This is a genomic window from Leptospira levettii (assembly GCF_002812085.1).
GTDB classification, from domain to species: domain Bacteria; phylum Spirochaetota; class Leptospiria; order Leptospirales; family Leptospiraceae; genus Leptospira_A; species Leptospira_A levettii.
This window is the reverse complement of sequence record NZ_NPDM01000001.1, coordinates 942,333-964,151: the sequence shown is the minus strand read 5'-3', so window position 1 is coordinate 964,151 and position 21,819 is coordinate 942,333. Positions and strand designations below refer to the sequence as shown.

General features: G+C 37.9%; 22 protein-coding genes. 9 read left to right on the top strand and 13 right to left on the bottom strand.

The window, feature by feature from the left end; genetic code table 11:
- The first annotated feature begins 53 nt into the window (after positions 1-53).
- The 4 genes from CH354_RS04455 (at position 54) to CH354_RS04440 (ending at position 2,182) form a co-directional block, all read left to right on the top strand.
- Positions 54-425, top strand: coding sequence for a phasin-related domain-containing protein (locus tag CH354_RS04455; protein ID WP_015677288.1), 372 nt, complete (start codon positions 54-56; stop codon positions 423-425).
- A gap of 210 nt (positions 426-635) precedes the next feature.
- Positions 636-1,481 (top strand): LBF_0142 family lipoprotein, encoded by an 846-nt coding sequence (locus CH354_RS04450; protein WP_100725940.1) that lies wholly within the window; start codon positions 636-638, stop codon positions 1,479-1,481.
- A gap of 69 nt (positions 1,482-1,550) precedes the next feature.
- The gene (locus CH354_RS04445; protein ID WP_100725536.1) at positions 1,551-1,790 is read left to right on the top strand and encodes an AbrB/MazE/SpoVT family DNA-binding domain-containing protein; all 240 of its coding nucleotides are present in this window, start codon (positions 1,551-1,553) and stop codon (positions 1,788-1,790) included.
- Entirely contained in the window at positions 1,787-2,182 is a 396-nt protein-coding gene (locus tag CH354_RS04440) for a type II toxin-antitoxin system death-on-curing family toxin (protein ID WP_100725535.1), read from the top strand. The genes CH354_RS04445 and CH354_RS04440 overlap by 4 nt, the downstream gene beginning before the upstream one ends.
- Before the next feature lie 128 nt (positions 2,183-2,310).
- Here the strand turns inward: CH354_RS04440 and CH354_RS04435 are convergent, their stop codons facing one another.
- From CH354_RS04435 to CH354_RS04395, 9 genes are all read right to left on the bottom strand, one after another.
- Positions 2,311-2,907 carry an energy transducer TonB gene (locus CH354_RS04435; protein WP_100716237.1) on the bottom strand — a complete coding sequence of 199 codons (597 nt, stop codon included), beginning with the start codon at positions 2,905-2,907 and terminating at the stop codon, positions 2,311-2,313.
- Between the two features lies 1 nt (position 2,908).
- Positions 2,909-3,331, bottom strand: coding sequence for an ExbD/TolR family protein (locus CH354_RS04430; RefSeq protein WP_100716238.1), 423 nt, complete (start codon positions 3,329-3,331; stop codon positions 2,909-2,911).
- A gap of 1 nt (position 3,332) precedes the next feature.
- Entirely contained in the window at positions 3,333-3,752 is a 420-nt protein-coding gene (locus CH354_RS04425; protein WP_100716239.1) for an ExbD/TolR family protein, read from the bottom strand.
- Positions 3,753-3,772: 20 nt separating this feature from the next.
- Positions 3,773-4,612: a MotA/TolQ/ExbB proton channel family protein gene (locus CH354_RS04420; RefSeq protein WP_100716240.1), complete on the bottom strand. Its 840-nt coding sequence runs from the start codon at positions 4,610-4,612 to the stop codon at positions 3,773-3,775.
- Between the two features lie 85 nt (positions 4,613-4,697).
- Positions 4,698-5,474 carry a cobalamin-binding protein gene (locus tag CH354_RS04415; protein ID WP_100725534.1) on the bottom strand — a complete coding sequence of 259 codons (777 nt, stop codon included), beginning with the start codon at positions 5,472-5,474 and terminating at the stop codon, positions 4,698-4,700.
- 7 nt (positions 5,475-5,481) lie between these two features.
- Complete coding sequence (locus CH354_RS04410) at positions 5,482-6,177, bottom strand: potassium channel family protein (RefSeq protein ID WP_100725533.1); 696 nt, start codon at positions 6,175-6,177, stop codon at positions 5,482-5,484.
- 4 nt (positions 6,178-6,181) lie between these two features.
- A complete protein-coding gene (locus CH354_RS04405; RefSeq protein ID WP_243395958.1) occupies positions 6,182-7,999 on the bottom strand; it encodes a TrkH family potassium uptake protein in 1,818 nt (605 codons plus the stop codon).
- Positions 7,996-8,682, bottom strand: coding sequence for a hypothetical protein (locus CH354_RS04400; protein ID WP_100725532.1), 687 nt, complete (start codon positions 8,680-8,682; stop codon positions 7,996-7,998). Before CH354_RS04400 ends, CH354_RS04405 begins: the two co-directional genes overlap by 4 nt.
- Positions 8,683-8,712: 30 nt before the next feature.
- Positions 8,713-10,023, bottom strand: coding sequence for an amidohydrolase family protein (locus tag CH354_RS04395; RefSeq protein WP_100725531.1), 1,311 nt, complete (start codon positions 10,021-10,023; stop codon positions 8,713-8,715).
- Between the two features lie 41 nt (positions 10,024-10,064).
- Here CH354_RS04395 and CH354_RS04390 point away from each other — a divergent pair, with 41 nt between their 5' ends.
- Together CH354_RS04390 and CH354_RS04385 are read left to right on the top strand one after the other, a co-directional pair.
- Positions 10,065-11,396, top strand: coding sequence for an MATE family efflux transporter (locus CH354_RS04390; protein WP_243395957.1), 1,332 nt, complete (start codon positions 10,065-10,067; stop codon positions 11,394-11,396).
- 15 nt (positions 11,397-11,411) lie between these two features.
- Entirely contained in the window at positions 11,412-13,163 is a 1,752-nt protein-coding gene (locus tag CH354_RS04385; protein ID WP_100716246.1) for a patatin-like phospholipase family protein, read from the top strand.
- Between the two features lie 89 nt (positions 13,164-13,252).
- On the opposite strand, the gene CH354_RS04380 is transcribed toward CH354_RS04385, so the two are convergent.
- The 3 genes from CH354_RS04380 to CH354_RS04370 are packed head-to-tail and all read right to left on the bottom strand — an operon-like array spanning position 13,253 to position 15,869.
- The gene (locus tag CH354_RS04380) at positions 13,253-14,251 is read right to left on the bottom strand and encodes an SPFH domain-containing protein (protein ID WP_100716247.1); all 999 of its coding nucleotides are present in this window, start codon (positions 14,249-14,251) and stop codon (positions 13,253-13,255) included.
- Between the two features lie 15 nt (positions 14,252-14,266).
- Positions 14,267-14,797, bottom strand: a complete 531-nt coding sequence (locus CH354_RS04375) for an LIMLP_15305 family protein (RefSeq protein ID WP_100725529.1) — start codon at positions 14,795-14,797, stop codon at positions 14,267-14,269.
- 1 nt (position 14,798) lies between these two features.
- Positions 14,799-15,869 (bottom strand): zinc ribbon domain-containing protein, encoded by a 1,071-nt coding sequence (locus tag CH354_RS04370; protein WP_100725528.1) that lies wholly within the window; start codon positions 15,867-15,869, stop codon positions 14,799-14,801.
- A 76-nt stretch (positions 15,870-15,945) separates the two neighbouring features.
- On the opposite strand from CH354_RS04370, the gene CH354_RS04365 reads away from it, so the two are divergent.
- The 3 genes from CH354_RS04365 to gmd all read left to right on the top strand — a co-directional run bounded on the left by CH354_RS04365 (position 15,946) and on the right by gmd (position 20,305).
- Positions 15,946-17,781 (top strand): DUF1553 domain-containing protein, encoded by a 1,836-nt coding sequence (locus CH354_RS04365; RefSeq protein WP_100725527.1) that lies wholly within the window; start codon positions 15,946-15,948, stop codon positions 17,779-17,781.
- Between the two features lie 9 nt (positions 17,782-17,790).
- Positions 17,791-19,086: a DUF1501 domain-containing protein gene (locus CH354_RS04360; protein WP_100725526.1), complete on the top strand. Its 1,296-nt coding sequence runs from the start codon at positions 17,791-17,793 to the stop codon at positions 19,084-19,086.
- Positions 19,087-19,288: 202 nt separating this feature from the next.
- The gene (gene gmd, locus CH354_RS04355) at positions 19,289-20,305 is read left to right on the top strand and encodes a GDP-mannose 4,6-dehydratase (RefSeq protein WP_100725525.1); all 1,017 of its coding nucleotides are present in this window, start codon (positions 19,289-19,291) and stop codon (positions 20,303-20,305) included.
- A gap of 42 nt (positions 20,306-20,347) precedes the next feature.
- Here the strand turns inward: gmd and CH354_RS04350 are convergent, their stop codons facing one another.
- On the bottom strand, positions 20,348-21,688 hold the full coding sequence (locus CH354_RS04350) for an adenylate/guanylate cyclase domain-containing protein (protein WP_100766300.1): 1,341 nt from the start codon (positions 21,686-21,688) through the stop codon (positions 20,348-20,350).
- Positions 21,689-21,819: the final 131 nt, after the last annotated feature.

Sequence of the window (21,819 nt, the reverse complement as noted above, 5' to 3'; positions counted from 1 at the left end):
GCACATAACTGTATTGTGCATTGCACAAATAGGTGAAAACCAGGAGCTAAATTATGGAAAAACAAATCATGGACATTCTTAACGCTGGAATCGGTCTTTTTCAATCTGGAAAAGAAGGTTTAGAAAAAGCAAAAACACAATTGGAATCTACTTACAACGAGTTAGTTTCTAAAGGTGCTTTGGACAATACTGAAGAATCAGTTAAGATCCGCCAATCTGTGGACAAAATCCTAACAGACATTAAAGAATTCTCTAGTGTTGCTGGAAAAAACTACGACGAAACTCGTTCTAAAATCGTAGAAAACTATAACAAAATTGCTGAAGAAATCAAAGCAAAAATGCCTGAAGGAAAAATTGAATCTGTAAAAGCGAAAATCAATGAAGTAGCAGAATCAATCAAAAAAACAGGTGCTGCAAAAGCATAATCATCCTTTATAAAGAGAGGGTCGGATCTCCGGCCCTTTCTCTTCTTTCTTTTTTTATCTCATTCTTTCTCATATCACTTCCAACTATTCACCCGAATCAAGTCTAACAAACTAAGATGCAAATGAAATGTAAATGAACCTTTGTCAGAGGGTTTACTTCCTTTCACTTTCCCTATTGACATCTTTCCATTTATGATGCAAGTTACCCTTATGTTTCGTTCTATTGTAATCTTTCTATTTTCTCTTCTTTTATTTGTTTCTTGTGGCACAGCCGACTTAAGACCACCTCATTTGTCATATGACAAAGTGGATTTAGATCTAAAAAAGAAAGGCCTAGCAGTTGTTACAAACCCGCCCATCAAAGAATTAACCCCTGGTGATTGGAAACAATACAAACAAGTTCAATTTATCATCAAGGATGTATGGCACTCTAACTTTGTTCGATTTTTTACTCCCATCAAAGAACCTGAATTGAGGATGCGAGTGTATCTCGATTTTGAAGCAGATGCCATGCAGGTTGAGTTCCTTGGCGGAGAAAAAAAAGGCCTTATTTATGGTTTAGAAAAAAAATCCACGTACCAAATTGCAGCTGATACGGGTAAGGTGTACAGTGATGATACTGAGGTCAGAATATATTTGGAATCATTACGTCTATATCTCACTTTGCCATGGCGATTAAAAGATTACTCTATCATCCAATATGCTGGCACAAAAGAGAAGTTAAATCAAAGTTACGAAGTTGTTTATTTTACGTCAGTGCAGATGAATGCAAACCCAGATACGGATCAGTATGTTGGATACTTTGAGAAAAAAAGTGGTGCTTTGGAATGGATGGAATTTACCTACCGAGAATTATTCGGTTTTTACCAAGGTGTTTTAAAATATGGATTCTATGAACCATGGAACAACCAACAATACCCAAGAAGGATTTCCATCTTAGACCGTTTTGAAGATCCTGATTTTGTCCATGAAATCCGAATCGAAAAAATCGAAATTCCAGTGAAACCTATGGAAGAAGTGGATAAGGTTTTAGAATTACCGGAGCCAGGGAAATAATCTCTATTAATATTGTAGGTTCTGGAAAATTCGATTGAATCCTTTTCTGTTATTACTTATGTTATAACTATGGAAAGTTCCGCTGTCAAAAAAACGACGATTCGTGCCATTGGGAATTCGTCTGGCGCAACCATCCCAAAAGTCATTTTGGAAAAATACAATCTCCATGAGGGAGACACTGTCTTTCTTGTGGAAACAGAAAATGGGATCCTTTTGTCTCCCTATGATCCTGAGTTTGCATCTGCCATGGAACTATACCAAGACGCTTCTAAAAAATATAGGAATGCCTTGAAAGAATTGGCGAAATGAAAGGGGAACCGAAGTGGTTAAACCGAAACATCGCTGAAGCAATCCATATAGACCAAATCAAACAACACGGTGGTGCATTAGGCATTCGCGATATAGGATTACTAGAATCGGCTTTGGATCGACCAAAGAACCATTGGCATTACAATCCAAAAACTTCAATTTTTGAACTCACTGCATCCCTTGGAATTGGCATCGCTAAAAATCATCCCTTTATGGATGGAAACAAAAGGACATCGTTTCTTTTGATGTATGTATTCCTTGCTATGAATGGTTATTTGATTGAGACTTCGGAAGAAGACGTTGTGATCACGATTTTAAAAGTAGCCGATGGTTCGATGAAAGAAGATCAGTTGGCCAAGTGGTTGAAACAAGTATCGAAAGTTAGAAACTAACGGTAAGTAATCGATTGATGAAAGGTTTCCTTGCGAAAGGGATCGTAGCGGAAATCCTGCATTCCTTGCAGATTGAAGCGTAGAGCCCGGTCCACCACTGCAACAGTGGTGGATTCGCCCCCAATGATTTAATTCAATGTAAATCGGATTGGAACCAATACTTTTACAGTAATTGGTTTTCCTTCTAATATGGATGGGGAAAAACGTTTTCTTCGATAAACTTTGATCGCTTCTTCTTCAAGACCACCACCTAACTGTTTACCAACGGATCTAACTCGAAGCACTTCCCCTGTATTGGAGATAATGACTTCTAAAGTCATGGTTCCCGTCACACCTAAAGCTTTTGCATCGGATGTGTATTCTGGACGAACATTCGGTGATAAATCAACAGGTGAGGTAGCACCAGATACGATTGGATCAGATGCTCCAGCAATGCGTGGGTCTTCCTTTTTTTCTTCTTTTTCTTTGTCAGTTAGATCAAAGTCACCGTCAGTTGGTTTGGAATCGGTTGTTGGTTCTTGGATTTGGACGTTGTCAATGAAGGCAACTTCTTCCACAAGATCATCCAAACTATCTGTTTCCAAATGAGGAGTGAACCAAAAAAGAATGATTAACGCCTGTATAACGGCGGATATAACAAGACCCGTTTCAATACGATAACGATCAATGAATCTATGGATTCTTTCTCGTTTGGATCTTTTATGTGTAACAACAGTTCCGCTCACGTTACTTACCTTTTAATCCGCCACCTTGGGTGGTCTTGGTAACAAGAGAAACCTTTAGGGCACCAATCTCTCGGAGAGTTTCAAAAACATTGTCTAGTTCTTCATAGGTTAAGTCTTGGTCTGCATGGATCAAAACTTTTAGGTCAGGAGTAGTGGCAATCTTAGCTCTGATTTCACTCATTGCTTCGTTTAATTCCATCTTCACTGAATTGAAATAAACAGTTCTTGTTTCATCTGCAGTTAGGTAAAGATTCGCAATCTTTTTGTTTAACTGCTCTCCGCCAGGAACATCTGGTAAATTGATGGGAAGGTCAGGATCGGAATCCAATACGGAGGTTACCATAAAGAACACGAGAAGTAAGAAGGCAATGTCTGCCATCGAACTTACTGGAACTGAAGGTGCGACTCTCTTTCTTCGTAACATATTATTTCTTCTTTCTCACTGAGATTTTTTCAAATCCGCGAAGTTGCACTGCTGATAAAGCATCCAACATCTTTGCATATTTGGTATCACCGGTTGTAACAATGAGTGCTAATTTGTTTTTGAGGTCAGGGATTTCCATTTGGTTAAGGTCATCACGAAACTCTTTTAAACTAGCATATTCTTTGGTTCCGAAAGCAGGGTTACGCATTTTGTATCTGTCTTGTGTGACCAAAATTTCATATACGTTCTTGCGTAAAAAAGGCTGAGGTTCGGATTGTTTGCGTGGAAGTGATATATTCAAACCTTCCTTTACAAAGAATACAGCTGTTACCATAAAAAATACCAAGAGTAGAAAGGCAATATCCGACATGGATGCTGCCGAAATTTCCTCTAGTTCTTGTTTTTTCTTTAACTTAATCATGGTTAGTTACTTACCGAGCGTTACGCTTTTTTTCCGGCTTTGAGTTTTAAGTATTCTTTATAGATTTTGTTTGCCGCTTCTTCTACTTCAGAAGTAAAGAAGGCAACTCGACCTTGTAAGTATTGGTAAAATGTCATTGCAGGAATCGCAACAATAAGACCAGCAGCAGTTGTAATGAGGGCTTCTTTGATACCACCAGCAACTACTTTTGCGTTTACTTGGTCTGCATTTGCAATTGCATCGAAGGCATTGATCATACCAGATACAGTTCCAAGGAATCCAACAAGTGGTGCAATGGTTGATACTGCAGAAAGAACTGTAAGACCTTTTTCTAAAAGTGTCATCACTTCACCTGCTTCTCTTTCAATACCAGCAGCAAAAATTTCAGGATCGTTTTGAGAAACTTCCATACCATTTTTTAATACGTCAGTGATTTTTTGACCTTCATTTGCTTTTAAGAATTCATCTACTCCATTCATACCAGAAGCATCAATGGCATCTTGTAAGTCTTGGTTGTATCCTTTTCTAATTAGTTTTGCAGTGAAGAAAAAGTACATCCTTTCTAGGATCACTCCAAAACCTACGATTGAAGAAAGTAGGAGTGGCCACATAGACCATCCACCAGTTACAAATAATTTTACGAGTCCGATTTCTGAATCTTGCGTAGGAGTTTGTTCTGGTGCTTGGGCTACTGGTGCAGGAGTTTCCTGTGGTGCTTCCGTTGTTTGCGTAGTTTCTGTGCTAGGTGTTGTAGGATTCGCTTGTGCTTCGATTTTTCCAACAATTGTAAAAATTGTGATAAGTGCGATCACAAAGGACAAAGTGATATTTTTCTTTGCCAGGTTACATGAAACGTTCATGAATGTCTCCATATCTGATTGATATGTTTCAAATCTAGAATATCTCTGTTACATTTAGATGACAGATGGATGACAAAGAGGGTAATTAAGCTTTTGAAAATAGTTCTCTGAGTTTTGGTATGCCTTCTAAAAACAAAGCAGGGCCTGGTTGTAATATAATGCTTGGGTCCATCTCATAAATTCGGTTGTTTTGGATGAAACCTGTGGATTGCCATTCGGGTTTGTTTTTCACCCAATCCCAGTCCATCGCCTTCCCACACCAAGAGCCAACATAGATATCGGGGTTGGCGTCTCTTACATCCTCGGCCGTGATGATTCTGTCTTTGGCAAGTTTACGATCTTTTAGGTGGGAGAAACTATCAATCCCACCAGCAAGTGTAATGGCTTCGCTTACCCATTGGATTCCTGTGATCATAGGTTCGTCCCATTCTTGGAAAAATACAGTGGGTTTTTTAGGAATGGATTCATTTTCCTTTTGCCAGGTTTGGATCTGTTTCTGCCAATCATCTGTGATGGATTTGGCTTTGTCTGATTGTCCTACAAGATTACCAATGATTTGCATATTGGAGATGATTTCGCTTATAGAACGTTGGTTGAAGATAAGAACATTTAACCCACGTTCGATGAGGTCTTTTGCGAGTTGTCCTTGGATGTCTGAAAATCCGATGACCAAATCTGGTTCAAGAGAGAGTATTTTTTTAAGGTTACCACTGATAAAGGCAGAAACTTTTGTTTTTTCTTCTTTGGCCTGGACAGGCCTTTCCGTATAAACAGAGATTCCTACAATTCTTTTTTCTTCACCTAACAGATAGATCATCTCAGTTGGTTCTTCTGTTAAACAAATGATTCTTTCTGGACCCATATGATTTTTAGGTTTCTAAAAATTTTGTCAGATCTGTTTGGGATCCAAATAAAACAACAATGTCATCTTCGCGAAGAACAGTATTCCCATGAGGAATCCCTAATATTTTCTCTACTTTTGAATCAGATGTGCGTTTTGAATCTTTATTTGTAGTTGGTCGTTTGATTGTAATCACATTGATATTGTATTTGTGTCTTAAGTCTGCTTCAGCAATTGTTTTGTTGATGTATCGTTTGGGAACGGTAACTTCGACTACACTATATTCATCAGACAACAAAAAACTCGATCGCATTCCTGCAAAAGAAAAAGTTTCTGCCATACTTTTAGCTGCTCTTTCTTCAGGATTGAATAAATCGCGTATCCCTAAAAGTTCTAATACCTTTTTTTGAAGTTCTGTTTGGTATCTGGCATAAATTAAACTCACTCCAGATTTTTTTAAACTATCAGCACAGATGATGGATGTTTCAAAATCGTCAGCTAATGCAATCACTGCATAATCTACATCACCAATTCCTTGTGAACGGAGAGCATGTTCATCTGTTGCATCAAGTGTAACCGCTACTGTTACAAAATCCTTTATCGAATCTATGACAACTGGATCTTTATCAATTGCAATGACTTCGTGTCCATCTTCAAAAAGGTAACGAACGAAAAGTTTTCCAAAACTTCCAATTCCAATAACTGCAATTTTTTTTCTTTGCATAGTATCAACCAACCACTACATATTCTTTTGGATATTCGTAAGAAATATGATCTACTTTCTTAGATACGGCAATGAGTAGAGTTAATATTCCTACTCTTCCAACAAACATCACAATACAAATTAAGATTTTTCCAAAATCAGATAAATGAGGAGTCAGACCTCTTGTTAAACCAACAGTTCCAAATGCCGACACTACTTCATAACATAAGTCGATAAAATGAGCATTTTCTGTTAGCAATAGACAAAAGATCGCAATAAAAATCACAAATAGAGATAATACAATCGTTGCACTTGCCCTTGCAATTGTTGAATTAGCAATCGTTCGGTATCCAATTTCCATTTTTTCTTTTCCTCGAATTTGATTGCTAATATTCATAAAAGAGATTGCAAGTGTAGTTGTTTTGATCCCTCCACCAGTTGAAACTGGCGATGCACCAACCCACATCAAAAAAAATGAAATGAATGTCATTGGATATCCCATCAATGATAAATCAAAAGTATTAAAACCAGCTGTTCTTGTAGTCACTGAATAAAATAAGGAATGAAATATCTGTTTTTCAATCGGTAGATCTTTTAGTGATAAATGACTTTCCAGAAAATAACAACTTACCGTTCCGAATAATAGTAAAAAACCCGTTACGAAAAAAACAAGTTTAGATGTAATTGACCAACGAAACTTTGGATCAAACGGATTTAATAATTTTGTACGTAACTGGTAGATAACAGGAAATCCCAGACCACCAAAGACAATGAGTAACATAATGATGGATAAAAATCCTTCGGATTCTTTAAAGGCATCAGTTGCCAATCCATTTGGCATTAAACTAAAACCAGCATTACAAAATGCAGAAATTGAATGAAACACTGAATAATAAATTTTTTCAGGTAAAGGAAGGGGAAAATTTTTTGGAAAACTATAAAATAAAAATACAGCTCCAATCAGTTCGATGGCTAAAGTTTGTAATGTAATTTGTTTTAAAATTTCTTTAGCACGACCCATTGTTTCTTCAGAAAGAAGATCTTTGATCATGAGTGTGTCACTTACCGAACCTTTTCCAGTCAGAAAGATGGAAAAGAAACTAGTAAGAGTCATAAGACCGAGTCCACCTACTTGAATCAAAAGTAAAATCACAAGTTGACCAGTGAGTGTGAATTGACTACTAATATCCACCGTCGATAAACCTGTAACACAAGTAGCGCTAATCGTAGTAAAAATAATATCGATTGTATTTACGTGTTCGAGAGTTGATTTAGGAAAATGTAAAAAACAGACTCCAACAAAAATGATGAATGCAAAAGAAGTGACAAAGACTATGGATGGGTTAAGTTTTTTAGAATCTCTTTTTTTGGATAATCGAAAGAAGTGAGCTAAATTGGAGAATAAAAATAAAAACTGATTTGCTGATAAAAAAATCAGTGTAGTGTCGTTACCAGAAATGTGATAGGACTTTAAGATTTGAATGATATTTTCTTCATATATCATTTCCAATCCTAACATCAGCAAGATGATCAGTTCAATCTTATGTAAGTTTAAATATTCCTTCCATTTTTTATTTGTAAACGTTAAGTGCAGAGTTTCATAACAGATAAAAAAACTAACTAAAGTTCGAATTGAGATAGTTACATAAAATTTCCAATCTTCAGGGTAATAAAAACCAAAATCTAAAATTAAAATCGTTACAGATAAAAATCCAAAAAATATGTAAAACACTCTGCCTATGGGCCGTAGGTGTTCCATGTAAAATTTACGAATTTCATATCTCTGGACTTGTAAGTATTGGATTAGGTGGTGTAAAAAAACAAAAATACGTTTGGAGTTCAAGGTTTAACGTCTGCTAATTGTTTTTTCTTTTCGCGATGTTCTTCGAGTCTTTTTTGGTCAACATATACATTGGCACCAGAAAGGCCCGTGGATCCACCAATCATGATGATACTGCCAGCTAACGTTTTTTCCACAGCAAATGCCCCTGCAACAGCGGCCGATACGCCAAGTGCAAAAGGTAAAGTTAAAAAGAAGATGATGTAACCTCTTCGGAATTTGGTTTCTTCATAAACTGCATCTTCATCAAATTCTTCTTTTTGTTTTTTCTTTAACTCTTGTTTGGTTCTACTTTTCTGCAATTGGTTTTGTAAGGCTTGCTCATTGATTTCACCAGTAAGGGGGTTAATGGGAGAATTTTGAGCATTGGTCAAGCTATATGGATTGGATGCATTCTGGCTGGAATTGCCAGTGGTTCGAGAGTTCATAAGAGCACCGGCACCTGGTATGGATTCAATACCACTGTATTGTGTTTTTACGTTTTTTGGAGTTGCAAGGACTGGTGTTTCAAATTTGGGAGGAAGGGTGACATCCTTTAGAACATTTGATTCGGGATCGGAATTAGGGATGTTTCTTAAATCATAATTGTTTGTGTCATAAAATCCTTCTTTGGTTTGTCCATAAACGGGACCAAACACCAAAGTAAAGACAATCATTGGCACAAAAAATCGGGAAAAAATCCGCATACATTCCAGTTTACTTGATCGTTGTGAGGGTCAATCCAAATCACGCCCAGAAAGTTTGGTGGAACGGTAATCCAATGAGACAGAACGTATCAACTCCAAGTCCTTTTCTGAGACTCCTGCCGTATGCGCATGTTGGTATTCCTCTTCCATCGTTGTACCAAATAATCCGGGATCATCTGATCCAATGGTGATTTTGACATCGTTTTGTAAGAACCGCGTGATTGGATGATCGATATGGGATTCTAACATACCTATGTATAAATTTGAAGAAGGGCAACATTCGATCACAACATTTGTTTTTGCTATTTTTGACATCGCATAGTTTTGGAAGGTGTGAAGGTATTGGGACTGTGTTTCATCAAAAGGAATGGTCAGTATTTCTGTATCAGGTTTAGTTTTGATTTCTTTTCGTTTTAGTTCTAGTTCTTCTTTGGCATAAAACGGACCATAGGTGGTAATTTCGTCATAATACATCAGTTCGTATTCTATTTGGTCTTTTGCTTCTGAAACAAGTTCTGTGCGTTCCTCTCCTAAAAAATAATCAGAATCAATACCAAGTGCAAGAGCATGTCCAAGTCGATGTGCGCCATTTTCAGCCGATTCGATGATCCAACGTACGGCAGAGAAAGGAGTTTTGTCTCGAAAACTTTCGCCTACGTGGTAGAGGATGGACAACGCAGTTTTTGGTTCTGCTTTGTTGTCTTTGTTTACCGAATGAAAAAAAGATCGTTTATCTTTAGGTGGAAAACCTTCTTCAATATGACAGAAGTCAATCCCCACAAGTCCATCCCGAACGAGAGATTCTTTTTCCATCCAGTTTTTCATCCAATCATAGTGCCGTTCAAAATTTAAGTCTCGGTGTAATGACATCACAAGTTTTGCTTGGATTGGTTTTCCTGCTTTTTTTGCTGACTCTTCTCCTTTTTTCAGTCCTTCAAGTGAAGCCATTAGTTTGGTATAAAAACTTTCTTTTGGTTCTTCTTTTCCAAACATCAATCGATATTCAGCATAACTTACGTCTTCTAAACTATTTGAGTATACTACATCATGAGAGACTTCTGTAATTTCCCTTTCATCAAACTTTACTAAGGCGATGATCAGATTAAACTTTGCTTGGAAATGCAAAAATGGGGCTTTTTCTTTAAAATGGTATAGTTTTGAAAATTCTTTTATGTCCGAATAATCATCAAAGAATGTAGAGGGACGAATTTTAATTCCATAAGCTTTTTCGTATGACTCTAGGTATAGATGCCATCTTGGGTTTGGATTATTTTTTCCAATTCGAAACAATGTTTCAGGGGGTAAACATCCATAAAGGTGGTTGTGTAGATCGATATACATATAAAAATGACAAAACTATGCTTCACAAAATTAGACGCATCTTGAAGCCAACTAGACTCAATCAGAAAATTCTAAGTTTAGCAATCCCTGTTTTTTTTGGAATGATCAGTTATACAGCCATTATGGTAGCGGATACTGCTATGGTAGGTAAGTTAGGGGAAGTGCCTCTTGCTTCGGTTGGATTTGGTGGTATGGTGTACTTTTCCATCTTTGCTTTTCTCATGGGTGGTTCCATGGCTGTTCAGATCATCGTAGCACGAAGATTTGGCGAGAAAAATGAAAGAGGGGTTGGAATTACCCTAGTCAATTCAGTTTACTTATCATTGGTTTTAGGTTCGTTATTATCATATTTCGGTTACATCTATGCGCCTAATTTAATGGCTTGGATTGGAGACGATCCTGAAGTGATTGAAGTTGCTGGTGTTTATTTATCCTATCGATTTCTCGGAACTGTATTATTTTTTGTTGGATTCGCTTTACGCGGATTTTTTGACGGAATTGGAATCGTACAAGTTGGGATGATATCCTCAATCGTAGCAGCTGTTACGAATATTTTTTTTAACTGGTTACTCATCTTTGGAAACTGGGGATTCCCTGCAATGGGAGTCAAAGGAGCGGCGATTGCATCTAGTTTGAGTTCTGTGCCGGCTCTTCTCGTCGTTATTTTTTATTTCTTTCGAAAGGACGTAATCAAGTTCTTTCGTTATCAAATATTTTCACCAAGTTACGAAATTTTAAAAGAACTTTGTGTGGTTGGTTTTGCACCAGCATTGGAAGGAACACTCGTTAACTTTGCATTCTCTGGTTTTTATAAAATCGCTGGAATGATCAGCACAACAACACTAGCTTCGGCGAGTGTTGTGTTAACCTGTCTTAGTTTGTCTTTTATGCCAGGTTTTTCATTTGGAATTGCAGCGACTACAATTCTTGGCCAAGCCATGGGCCAAGGGAAAGTTCGTTTGGCTTACGAAGGTACCATGCGTTCAGCTACTTTCTCTGCAATCGTGATGGGAAGTATGGGTCTCTTTTTTATCTTAGCTGGGCCTTGGCTCATCAGTTTGTTTACCGATGTTCCTGCAGTTATGAAAGAAGCTTACCCTGCATTGTGCATTGTGGCTCTCATCCAAGTCGGTGATGCGTATCATATGGTCGTCGGGTCGGCACTTAGGAGTGCTGGGATGATGTACTATGTGATGTATGTGTATTTGATCGTTTCCTTTCTCATCATGTTGCCACTCGCTTATTTATTCGGGATTGTCCTAGCATGGGGAACAATTGGGATCTGGTCTGCGTTTTTTATTTGGATTTTACTCATGGCAGTGCTTTTTGTCGGAAAATTTCGTAGAAAGGAGTGGGTAAGTATACGAATTTAATAAGGTGAGGGAAGAATGAAACGAACAGAATTAGAGCGTCAAGCGATACAGAAATTTTTAAAGTCTGTGGAGCTTTTCAAAAAACTTCCCACATCTGTTTTGACAAGGCTTGCCAACAATGTCCAAGAAAAACTCATCCGAAGTCATGAAGCTCTCTACTACAAGGGAGAGTCTTCGGAATCCATTTACATCGTAAGGTATGGTGAAATTCTTTTAGAAAATGTTGGTGGCCAGTCACATGTGTATGTAGGTTCAGGCCAAGTCTTAGCTGAAAACTCACTTATCTCTAGCTCCAATCATTCTACTTCCGCCATTGCTGTTATTGATACACTTGTGTACGTGTTAAATGGTAAATTGTTTCTCCAATTAGCTTCTCAGGAAAAAATCTTTGCCCAAAACATCATCCAAATGATGGGAACAAGGATGCGCGAAAATTTAGACCGATCTAATTCCAAAGATAAATTTACAGGCTTACGAAGGTTATGTGTTCATATTCCTTTAGAACCAGAATACCATTTTGGTGAAAAGGTAAAATCCTTTTTGGATGAGTACGGAGAAGTGACTAAAAAACTTTCTTCTGCTATTCCGATTTCAACTTTTAAGGGGATGGACCCCACTCAAATTTCTGAATACCTCACCAATTTAAGAAATAAAACACCACTTCTTCATATCTACTTTGACGAATCCACTTCAAGAGTCGACTTACACTACTTAGTGGTTCAGTCAGACTTTTTAGTTTTTTGGGAAGATGAACCCGAAAAGTTTTACAAAGAAAAAGAAGAGATCATTCAATTTTGGAAAAGTAGGATTCGTAATTTTGAAGGTCGTGCCATTCGTATGATGGAAAGTGGAGTACGTAAAAGTTACCTACCACAAGACCAAAGTCTCAAAACATTTTACCAAAAAGATACACTCGCGCGTTATTTAGTATCAAAAACTAGAGGACTTTCGTTAGGTGGTGGAGGTGCGAGAGCTCTTGCACACGTGGGACTTCTTAAAGTATTACATAGAGAAGGTATCCATTTTGATTTTGTGTCGGGTGCTTCCATGGGAGCTGTGATTGCTGCATTGTATGCAAGAAAAAATAGCCCTGAAGAAATCGAAGAGATGATAAAAAATTTCTTTGGTGGTCTTGAAAGTGCATTTGATCCTACACTTCCAGTTGTTGCTTTTTTTAAAGGCAAACGTATGAAACGAATGCTAAAAAAAGGTTTTGGAGACCAAAGGATAGAAGAACTTCCACTTCCGTTTGCAACTTCTGCAGTCGATTTACAAACAGGAAAAGAACATATCTTTGACCAAGGTCCAATTACAGAAGCTCTTACAAGTGCTATGAGTTTACCAGGAGCATTCCCTCCTTACCGACTCGGCGAAAAGTTGTTAGTCGATGGAGGAATGATCAATAATGTCCCTGAAAATCTCATACGTTCCAAAGGTGCTGATGTTGTCATGGGAATTAACGTCTCTCCATTACAGGAAATTGTCCCTGTGAAACTGTTTGAAGACCGTAATACCACTGAAAAAGGTTTTTTCCGTTACATTTGGGATACTTTAAAATACCCACCCATTTTACAGATTATGACAAGGACCATCACATTAGAGGGAAGAGAGATCACTCGACTCAAACGTCCCAAGATGGATTTATTTGTTCATTTCCATTTAGAAGAATTTCAGTTATTTGATTTTGCTCGTTACCAAGAGATCATCGACAAAGGGGAAAGAGAAGCTGAGGCAAACTTAGCAGAAATCAAACAATTGTTTTCGTAAGTTTGGAGTTAATTTCCAATCCCACCTAACAGAATTCTTGCGGAAAGTTTGGTAGGATTGGAAACTCGAATGTTAGGAATTTTTTAGAATTACAAGGACGAAAGAATCTCCTTTTTCTTTGCCTCAAATTCTTCGGCACTGATAAGACCTTGGTCAAGTAATCCTTTGAGTTTGGCTATCCTTGCCGCAGGGTCATTGGCAGCTTGTGCACCACCGGCTTGGTTTTGTCCACCTTGGTTCATCATATTGCCCATCATTTGGCCCATGTTCATTCCCATTCCCATGCCCATTCCTGCACCCATGGCACCACCACCTTGGCCCTCGTTTTCTGCAGCAGCTTGTCCAATATCGAACATTTTTTTCTGTTGGTACTTATCACCTAACATATCAATTTCAAATTTATCAGTGATGATTTTTTGGATTCGTTGGTAGTTAGGATCATTTTGGTCAAAGTTTACCGAAGATACATTAAATTCTGTAAGATCAATCCCATACTTTTCAAATTCGGGTGCCAGTTTCACTCGGCCAGCAGTCGAACTTTCATCACGGTATTTGTTGATTTCCACAACAGAGGTATTATTATTCAAAATAACTTCAGAGATAAAATCACCAATCCCACGTACGATATTTGGTTTTAAAAATTCATCAATGGCTTCATTGGTTGTTCGATTTCCACCTTTCACCACATTCAGCAAAAATGACCTTGAATCTTTGATACGGAATTTATAGTCACCAAACGCCCGTATATTGAGAACAATTTTATATTTTGGATCTTCAAGTGGAATTGGTGTGGTGGTTCCCCACTTTAAGGCCATGATGGATTTGTTTACATAATATACTTCTGCTGTAAAGGGTGTTTTGCCACCAAACGGAAGATTGACGAGAGCTTCCAAAATGGGAATATTCCCTGTTTTTAAGGTATGAGTTCCTGGTCCAAATGTATCTAAAGCCTTTCCTTCTTTGAAAAAAATTGCTTCTAGGTTTTCATCGACTACAAGTTGTCCAGCCGTACTGATTTCATCAGATGGGTATTTCCAAACGATTTCACTTGGATTTCCTTCAAATTTAATTCTGTCTATTAGTGCCATGTTTTGTTCCTTATTTTATGATTTTAAAAAGATTGAGTTTCTTGCTTCGAATTGTGATTCAAAATCGAGTAAGAGTTTGTTTATCGATTCAATCGCTGCTTCTGGATTAGTGGCAAATGAGGTTGGTAACGTTTCTAAAATTTCTTTTTGTAAAACTCCAACTTTTTCCAACATCGAAAAGTCGTGATTGAGAACTTTTTCAATTTCTGCAGAAGTTGCTTGCACTCCTGTCCCAAGTCCGTTCAGACCATAACCAGCAGAAGTCACTTTCATGATGATACGATCAAGTAAAGTTGTTGCGGGATTGGTTTTACCGATGTTTTGGATTTGAGCTTTTTGAACAAAACCTTCTTCTAGTTTACGAAAACTTTCTTTGAATGTTGTGAGTAAACCAGCTAGTTCCTTTCGGATCAGTAAATCTGTTTTTTCAAACTCTTGGTTTGCAAGAGCCTCTTCAAATAGTTTTGTTTCTTTTAAAAATTTTCGAATCGGATCTTGTTCATTCTTAAACCGTTCTAATGTCGTTTTTAACCAAGTTTGGTCCATTTTATTCCTCTGCTCCATTTTCATCTAACATCTGTATGCTGTCGCAAGTGATATAATTAAAAATGACACTTTTTTCTGTTTGGTATTGTGCTTTAGGTAGAACTGATTTCCATTTTGCCATATCATACTCACAATCGTGTTTTTCACCTTTGGTTTCCCCGCTGGATTCGACAAAATAGACCAAATACTTCTCTTCCTTTTTTCCAAGCCGTTCACAACCGATGGAAGTACTAGCACATTCTTTGATTTGTGGTGTTGGCCAATATGGTTCCTGTGTTGTACCAAATCCTTTTGTCACTGCATTTCGATCGAAGGCCCATTTATCAATCTGGTAACTACAATGATAATCATAAACAGGTTCTTTTCGATACTTAGTTGTACAACTTTCACTTTCGGAAAATGTACCATCACCCTTATCCGTACGAACTGTACGGCAATCTTCACCATCAGGGATACTATCATAACTACGGATCTGTCGACTTCTGGAAACACTATAGGCTCCCATTGGCATCGAATCACACCAAGCTGATTCCGATACAGGTTTGAATTGGTCTATGGCAATGGTGCGGGACCACTCATGGTGGGTGACTTGGAGTTCGACTTTTTCTGTCCATAAAATACCCAAACAAACAAAACCGATGCCACCAAACAAAATAGAACCAAGCATCCAAAGAACCCATTTTGGTGTTTTGGGATGTGGTTTGACCCAATCAGAATTTTGGAATGCCAAATCTTCTTTTGCTTTTTGCACAGAGTCTTCTGTGACACCATCGTGTTCGGAACGAAGTTTTACATTTTGAGCTCCATCTAATGAACCACCACAATTCCCACAAAAGGTTGCCTTGGCTCCATTGGCAGTTTGGCAAAACGGACAAACTTTATCGGCACCATAATAGATATGGTCTTGGACGGCAACTTTGTCTTCTTCCTTAGGAAAGTACCTTCGGTTTGGGTCTTGAGTGGCTCCACAATTAGGACAGTGCCTATGTGTTTTTCCCAGTAACTTTTTAGAACCGCAAAATTCACAGTCCCAAAGCATTTCATAGATTTTTTCTTCTGCCATCGCAACCAAGGTTTATCCGGAAAAAATTGACTTTTGCAAGAAAAATATTTTCAATTCACAAAATCCAACATAGAATCTTTGCCATATGAGAATGGTATTCCTTCCAATCCGAAATTACGTTCTACTCATTCTATCCGTGTTGTTCCTAGTTGGATCTTTGAGTTATGTTTTTTCACGTTCAAAACAGAATGCAGTTCATCCTTTAGATCAACTGTATTCCAAAATATCACCTAATATAGAAAAGGCGGACAAAAAAACAATCTTCCGTCGATTATCTCTTCATTTACGTGGAGTGATTCCCAATGTATCGGAATGGAGTGAATTAGAAAATTCTAAAGAGGAAACATTAGAATCATATGCAGTTCGTTTTTTAAAACAGCCAGAATTTGCGGAATATTGGGGGAATCAATTTGCGGCCATGTTCCGTGATAAATCCAAAGGGAGAAAAATCCCAACCGGAACGTTTTTCCAATACTTAGCCAATTCCATTCATGCCAATAAACCATACGACCAGTTGGTAACAGAAATGTTCCTTTCCACTGGTTCAGTGAAAGAATCTCCTGCTACTATCTTTTACATTCGTGATGGAGCAGACCCGTTACAAACAGCAGAGTATGTTGGTAGATTATTTTATGCAAAACGAGTGGCATGTGCGAGGTGCCATGACCATCCCTATATTTCCGATTTTACGAGAAGAGATTATTATGCACTCGCAGCATTTTTTAGCCAGCAATACTTTCGGGATGGTAGTTGGGAAGCCAATCGATATGGAAAAACAGTCAGTTATGTTCCAAGAGAGTTAGAAGTTCATTTGCCAATGGAGGAACAAAAAAACCTCCAAGATAAAAATAATGAATGGAACCGAGACAATTGGAACAAATGGACCGATGAACAAAGGAAAGACTACCAAAAAAAATACGAACTAGAATATGCTACTTTGTATTTCGAACCTAAGTTGGGCCTTCGTTTCCCCCATACTGATGATGCTCCTGGAGGAGATTTAGTAAGACCTAAATTTTTAGATGGTAAGGAAGCGATCCTAAAACCAGGTGAAGATCGAAGAAAGGTTTTTGCATCATGGTTAACAGACAAATCGAATGATAGATTCCGCAAGGTAATCATTAACCGGGTGTGGACTGAACTCATGGGATGGAGTTTTTTTACACCACTTGATGATTGGAATGAAGATACAGTTGTCCAAGGAGAAGAAATTCTAAACCATTTGGACGCATACTTTTTAGCAAACAAACTAAAACTAAAAGAATTGGTATTGTACATCGTTACTTCCAATGCCTATATGCGAAGTGTCACTAGCCAATCAGGAAAGGATGATCCAATCCAATTTTTTACTCCAAAACGATTGGACAGTGACCAACTCCTTAACTCTCTCATCCGAGTTTCTGACTTACAAAAGGTAGGGAATATCAGAGAACGAAATCTTTCCTTTTTGACCAATCTCATGGGTCAAAAACCATATGATTTAACAGGTGTTGGTACCATTCGGATTCCTTTAGACAATCCAAAAGAAATTGCAAATGCAGTGGAAGTTGAAAGGCCAGCTCCCTATCATTCCATCCTTGCCGTGTTTGGTTCTGGACAAAGAGTTGATATATCTGATGACATTTCTGAACTTACGATCGAACAGATGTTAACCTTAATGAATGGTCGTGTGGTTGGAAAACTAGTTTGGGATTTTGGCAATAACCAATCCCTTGTGAAAGCCGAATTTGATCAGTCAAAATCGATGAACCTCGTGATTCAAAATTTATACTTTCGATTGTTAGGTCGTTTCCCTACAAAAGGGGAAATTGAAAAAATAAAATCCTACCAAACGAAACCAGATACAGTTTTCGACAAAGATTTGTTACAAGATCTCTTTTGGGCTCTTTTAAATAGTCAAGAATTCCAACATATCAATTAAGGAACCATAATGGATCGCAAAGAATTTTTAACAAAAACAATGTTGAGTCTTGGAATGGGATCGTTTCTTTTATCCCAAAATCCATTTGTTTCCCTTCATGCTGATGAAGATGAAAAAGAACCTGAATCCATAACTCTTCCTTCAAAGGTAAAATCAGTGATCTTTATAGAGATGATGGGTGGGATGAGCCATGTAGATACCTTGGATCCAAAACCAAATAGTGCTTTTTCCAAAGTGCCATCCATTATCTCAGGTCTCTCTTTACTCGAACCATTTTCTCTCACTGCAAAACAACTCCATTCGATAGGCATCATCAGATCCACATGGAGTGAAGATGGAGACCATGGATTTGCACAAATGTTACTTGGAACAGGATACCGAATGACGGAAGCGATGGGTTTCCCTGACATTCCACATTTTGGATCTGTGATTGCCTATGCTAAAAAATCAAAGCTTAAATCTTCGTATTTCCCAAGTTATGTGTCGATTGGTGGTCGAGGTGGCAAAAATGGAAATTCTGGATTTTTAGGAATCAATTATTCAGGTTATCATGTGGGAAATGTGGATGAACCCATCCAACATTTAAATCCTTCGTATGGTAAATATTCTGATGAAAGGCTTTTACGAAGAAAAGACTTAGTTTCCTTTATGAACGATGAATTTTCTAAAACGTATCCATCGAAGGAAACAAAACATTGGAAAAAAATGTTAATGGCAGCAGAAGAATTTCGAAATTCAAAAGACATTGATAGTTTTCGAATTAGTTTAGAAGACGAAAAAACCAAAGCACGTTACGGAACTACCTGGCAAGGAAAGGCAATGTTACTTGCGAAACGCCTTGCCAAACAAGAAGTTCCCTTCATCCACATTTCGATTGGAGGTTGGGACACGCATACAGGTAACAAAGCTCAAATCACAAAAATAATGAAAGAAACCGATATGGGAATTGCTGCTCTTCTCGAAGACCTAAACCAAACTGGCCTCATAAAACAAACATTATTCGTATTAACCAGTGAGTTTGGAAGGACACCGGATGTTGGATCAAGAGATGGACGTGATCACCATCCCAAAGTGTGGTCCACTCTTTTAGGAGGTGGTCCCATTGACAAAGGATTTGTTTTTGGAGAAACGGATGAACTGGGTGCCAAACCAACAAAACCAAATGAAGCCGTTCATCTAAGAGATCTCATCGCAACCATTTACAAAGCAAGTGGAGTGGATCCAGAGGGAGAACTTACCAATTCCTTTGGACGACCTTTTTTACTCACAACGAAAAAGGCTAAAATCATCGAAGACTTGTTTTGAACCGTCCCCATTTTGGGCAGTTTTGTTTCTAACCTGCCCATTTTACACAATCCCAGTCCAAATTCATTGGAAGTTTGGTTTCGTATCCCCCGAACTCGAATTTGGAATGGTTTGTTTTGGTGGGAAATTTGAGATTATTCGCCAGACTTTCTCCATTTTTCCTTTTCTTTCGAAAGAATTTTGAAAAACTGTTCACTGATCTATGAAAAAAGCACTTATCACAGGAATCACAGGCCAAGATGGTTCCTACCTAGCAGAACTCCTCTTACAAAAAGGATACGAAGTCCATGGTATCGTCCGCAGAACGAGTTTATTCAATCGGAATCGCATTGAACACCTCCATGGAAACCCAAAACTCCATTTGCATTATGGGGATCTCACTGATTCTTCCAATCTCAATCGTATTCTTGAAAAAATCCAACCATCGGAAATTTACAATTTAGCTGCTCAGTCCCATGTTCAAGTGTCTTTCGAAGTCCCTGAATACACAGCAGAAGTGGATGCGGTTGGAACATTGAGAATATTAGATGCAATCAAACAAACAGGCATTAACTCAAGATTCTACCAAGCATCAACATCTGAATTGTATGGACTTGTGCAAGAAGTTCCACAGACAGAAAAAACACCATTTTATCCACGATCCCCTTATGCAGTCGCAAAATTGTATGCATATTGGGCAGTTGTGAACTACAGAGAAGCGTACAACTTGCATGCATCAAATGGAATTTTATTCAATCACGAATCTCCAAGACGTGGAGAAACCTTCGTAACGAGAAAAATCACTCTTGGTGTTTCAGCAGTCAAAGCAGGCAAACTTCCTTTTATTACTATGGGTAACATTGATTCAAAACGTGACTGGGGTTATGCTCCTGACTACGTTGAGATGATGTGGATGATGTTACAAAAAGAGAAACCAGATGATTATGTTGTGGCTACCAATGAAACTCACACAGTCCGTGAATTCATTGAAGAGTCTTACAAAATTGCTGGTTATGAAGTGGTTTGGGAAGGAAAGGAAGATAACGAAATTGGAAAGGACAAAAAAACTGGCCAAGTCCTTGTCAAAATTGATCCAAAGTACTACCGACCAACTGAAGTAGAACTACTCATTGGAAATCCTGAGAAAGCAAAACGCCAATTAGGTTGGGAACCAAAAGTAAAGTTCAAAGAACTTGTGAAAATTATGATGGAAGCAGATTTAAAAGCACAAGGATTCTAAACTCACACCACAAAGGTAAATCCAAAGAGAAATGATTTTGTCTTAGGATTTATCTGCGAGAGTTTTGTATCGATTGATAAACTCTTGGTTTGGAATTTTGGGATGTCCTTCCCTTTGTAATTCGGGAAGTAATCCTTCCACAAAATACATTTGGATTTGACCTTTGTGTTTGGCAGGGATTTCTCCTCGGTATTCACACTGGAAAAAATCCTTCACCAAAGCATATGTTTCAGCTGAAATATTGATTTTCCCTGTCATTCCAGAAGATTCACACCGACTTGCTGTATTGACAGTATCACTCCAAACATCGTATGCGAATTTTTTATCACCAATCACACCAGCGATGAGTTCTCCAGAATGGATTCCCAGTCGAAGTTGCCAATACGGGAATCCTTGACCTTCTTTGATTTCCTTCATTTGGTTCATAAAGGCTTGGATTTCCAATGCGGCAAGGACACAATCAATAGCATGAGTTTTGTTTGGTTTGGGTATTCCACCAACAAACATATAACTATCACCTATGGTTTTGAGTTTTTCCAAATTGTGGCGTTCCATAAGGCTATCAAAATAGGAAAAACACCGATCCAATTCCTCTACAAGTTCTGTCGGTGATAATGTCTCTGCAATTTTAGTAAATCCTTCAAAATCAGTAAAACAAACTGTAGCAGACCTAAAATGTTTTGGTTTACTGACTCCATTCTGTTTTAATTCTCTTGCGACATCCACAGGTAAAATATTTAACAATAAACTTTCAGATTTATAATTTTCTGCAATGAGTTTGTCTTCTGCTTGGTTTACTGCTTTTACAAATTGATTGATTAAAAGTATAAAAAAGAAAACAACCATAACGAGTGGAGGCATTAGATAATCAGCTGGTACTACCCATTTTGGTGGACCATAGAGTCCTTCTCCGCCCATTACTCGATAATAAAACATTGATCCTAAAAATAAAGATGAAGACAAGCTAACAAAGAAAATACGAATATATCTGTTTTTTCTCGGAATCATGATAAAGGGTATAATGGAAAAGAGTAAAAATCCCAAGGGTGCGGGATCATCTGCTTGGAAATACGTAAGACATAGAATATGAAAATTACTAGTGAGTAAAGTGATGACAGCACTTAGAGTAAACTTTCCGCGATAGAGTAAAAATCGAGCAAAACCTAAAGGAATCACGAGTAAAAAGTAGGATATAAAAGATGTGAGATGGGTCTCTTTTGGTTCCGTGAAGATGATGACGGGAACAAGAAGAGTTGGTAATAAAAACATTACCACTTGGAAGGTCGCATTCACTCGTAAGGCACGGGCAGTTTCATCATTCAAACCTTTTGTAAGGTGTGCAAGTTGTATCCGGTATAAAAGTTTTTGAACGCGTTTGGACATAGGGGTTGAATCAAAAACCAAGCAGTTAGAAAATCAAATCAAAATATGAAGTGAGTAAGGTTGTGGAAAGGAAAAACTCGAATTCCCCCAATGGAATTCCAAACGATGCTATTGTGTTTGAAATACCGAAA

What these genes read in the sequence shown, in the direction of transcription:
- CH354_RS04455 (WP_015677288.1), top strand. Translation starts at nt 54, where the DNA reads ATGGAAAAACAAATCATGGACATTCTTAACGCTGGAATCGGTCTTTTT.
- CH354_RS04450 (WP_100725940.1), top strand. Translation starts at nt 636, where the DNA reads ATGTTTCGTTCTATTGTAATCTTTCTATTTTCTCTTCTTTTATTTGTT.
- CH354_RS04445 (WP_100725536.1), top strand. Translation starts at nt 1,551, where the DNA reads ATGGAAAGTTCCGCTGTCAAAAAAACGACGATTCGTGCCATTGGGAAT.
- CH354_RS04440 (WP_100725535.1), top strand. Translation starts at nt 1,787, where the DNA reads ATGAAAGGGGAACCGAAGTGGTTAAACCGAAACATCGCTGAAGCAATC.
- CH354_RS04430 (WP_100716238.1), bottom strand. Translation starts at nt 3,331, where the DNA reads ATGTTACGAAGAAAGAGAGTCGCACCTTCAGTTCCAGTAAGTTCGATG.
- CH354_RS04425 (WP_100716239.1), bottom strand. Translation starts at nt 3,752, where the DNA reads ATGATTAAGTTAAAGAAAAAACAAGAACTAGAGGAAATTTCGGCAGCA.
- CH354_RS04420 (WP_100716240.1), bottom strand. Translation starts at nt 4,612, where the DNA reads ATGAACGTTTCATGTAACCTGGCAAAGAAAAATATCACTTTGTCCTTT.
- CH354_RS04415 (WP_100725534.1), bottom strand. Translation starts at nt 5,474, where the DNA reads ATGGGTCCAGAAAGAATCATTTGTTTAACAGAAGAACCAACTGAGATG.
- CH354_RS04410 (WP_100725533.1), bottom strand. Translation starts at nt 6,177, where the DNA reads ATGCAAAGAAAAAAAATTGCAGTTATTGGAATTGGAAGTTTTGGAAAA.
- CH354_RS04400 (WP_100725532.1), bottom strand. Translation starts at nt 8,682, where the DNA reads ATGCGGATTTTTTCCCGATTTTTTGTGCCAATGATTGTCTTTACTTTG.
- CH354_RS04395 (WP_100725531.1), bottom strand. Translation starts at nt 10,023, where the DNA reads ATGTATATCGATCTACACAACCACCTTTATGGATGTTTACCCCCTGAA.
- CH354_RS04385 (WP_100716246.1), top strand. Translation starts at nt 11,412, where the DNA reads ATGAAACGAACAGAATTAGAGCGTCAAGCGATACAGAAATTTTTAAAG.
- CH354_RS04380 (WP_100716247.1), bottom strand. Translation starts at nt 14,251, where the DNA reads ATGGCACTAATAGACAGAATTAAATTTGAAGGAAATCCAAGTGAAATC.
- CH354_RS04375 (WP_100725529.1), bottom strand. Translation starts at nt 14,797, where the DNA reads ATGGACCAAACTTGGTTAAAAACGACATTAGAACGGTTTAAGAATGAA.
- CH354_RS04365 (WP_100725527.1), top strand. Translation starts at nt 15,946, where the DNA reads ATGAGAATGGTATTCCTTCCAATCCGAAATTACGTTCTACTCATTCTA.
- CH354_RS04360 (WP_100725526.1), top strand. Translation starts at nt 17,791, where the DNA reads ATGGATCGCAAAGAATTTTTAACAAAAACAATGTTGAGTCTTGGAATG.
- gmd (WP_100725525.1), top strand. Translation starts at nt 19,289, where the DNA reads ATGAAAAAAGCACTTATCACAGGAATCACAGGCCAAGATGGTTCCTAC.
- CH354_RS04350 (WP_100766300.1), bottom strand. Translation starts at nt 21,688, where the DNA reads ATGTCCAAACGCGTTCAAAAACTTTTATACCGGATACAACTTGCACAC.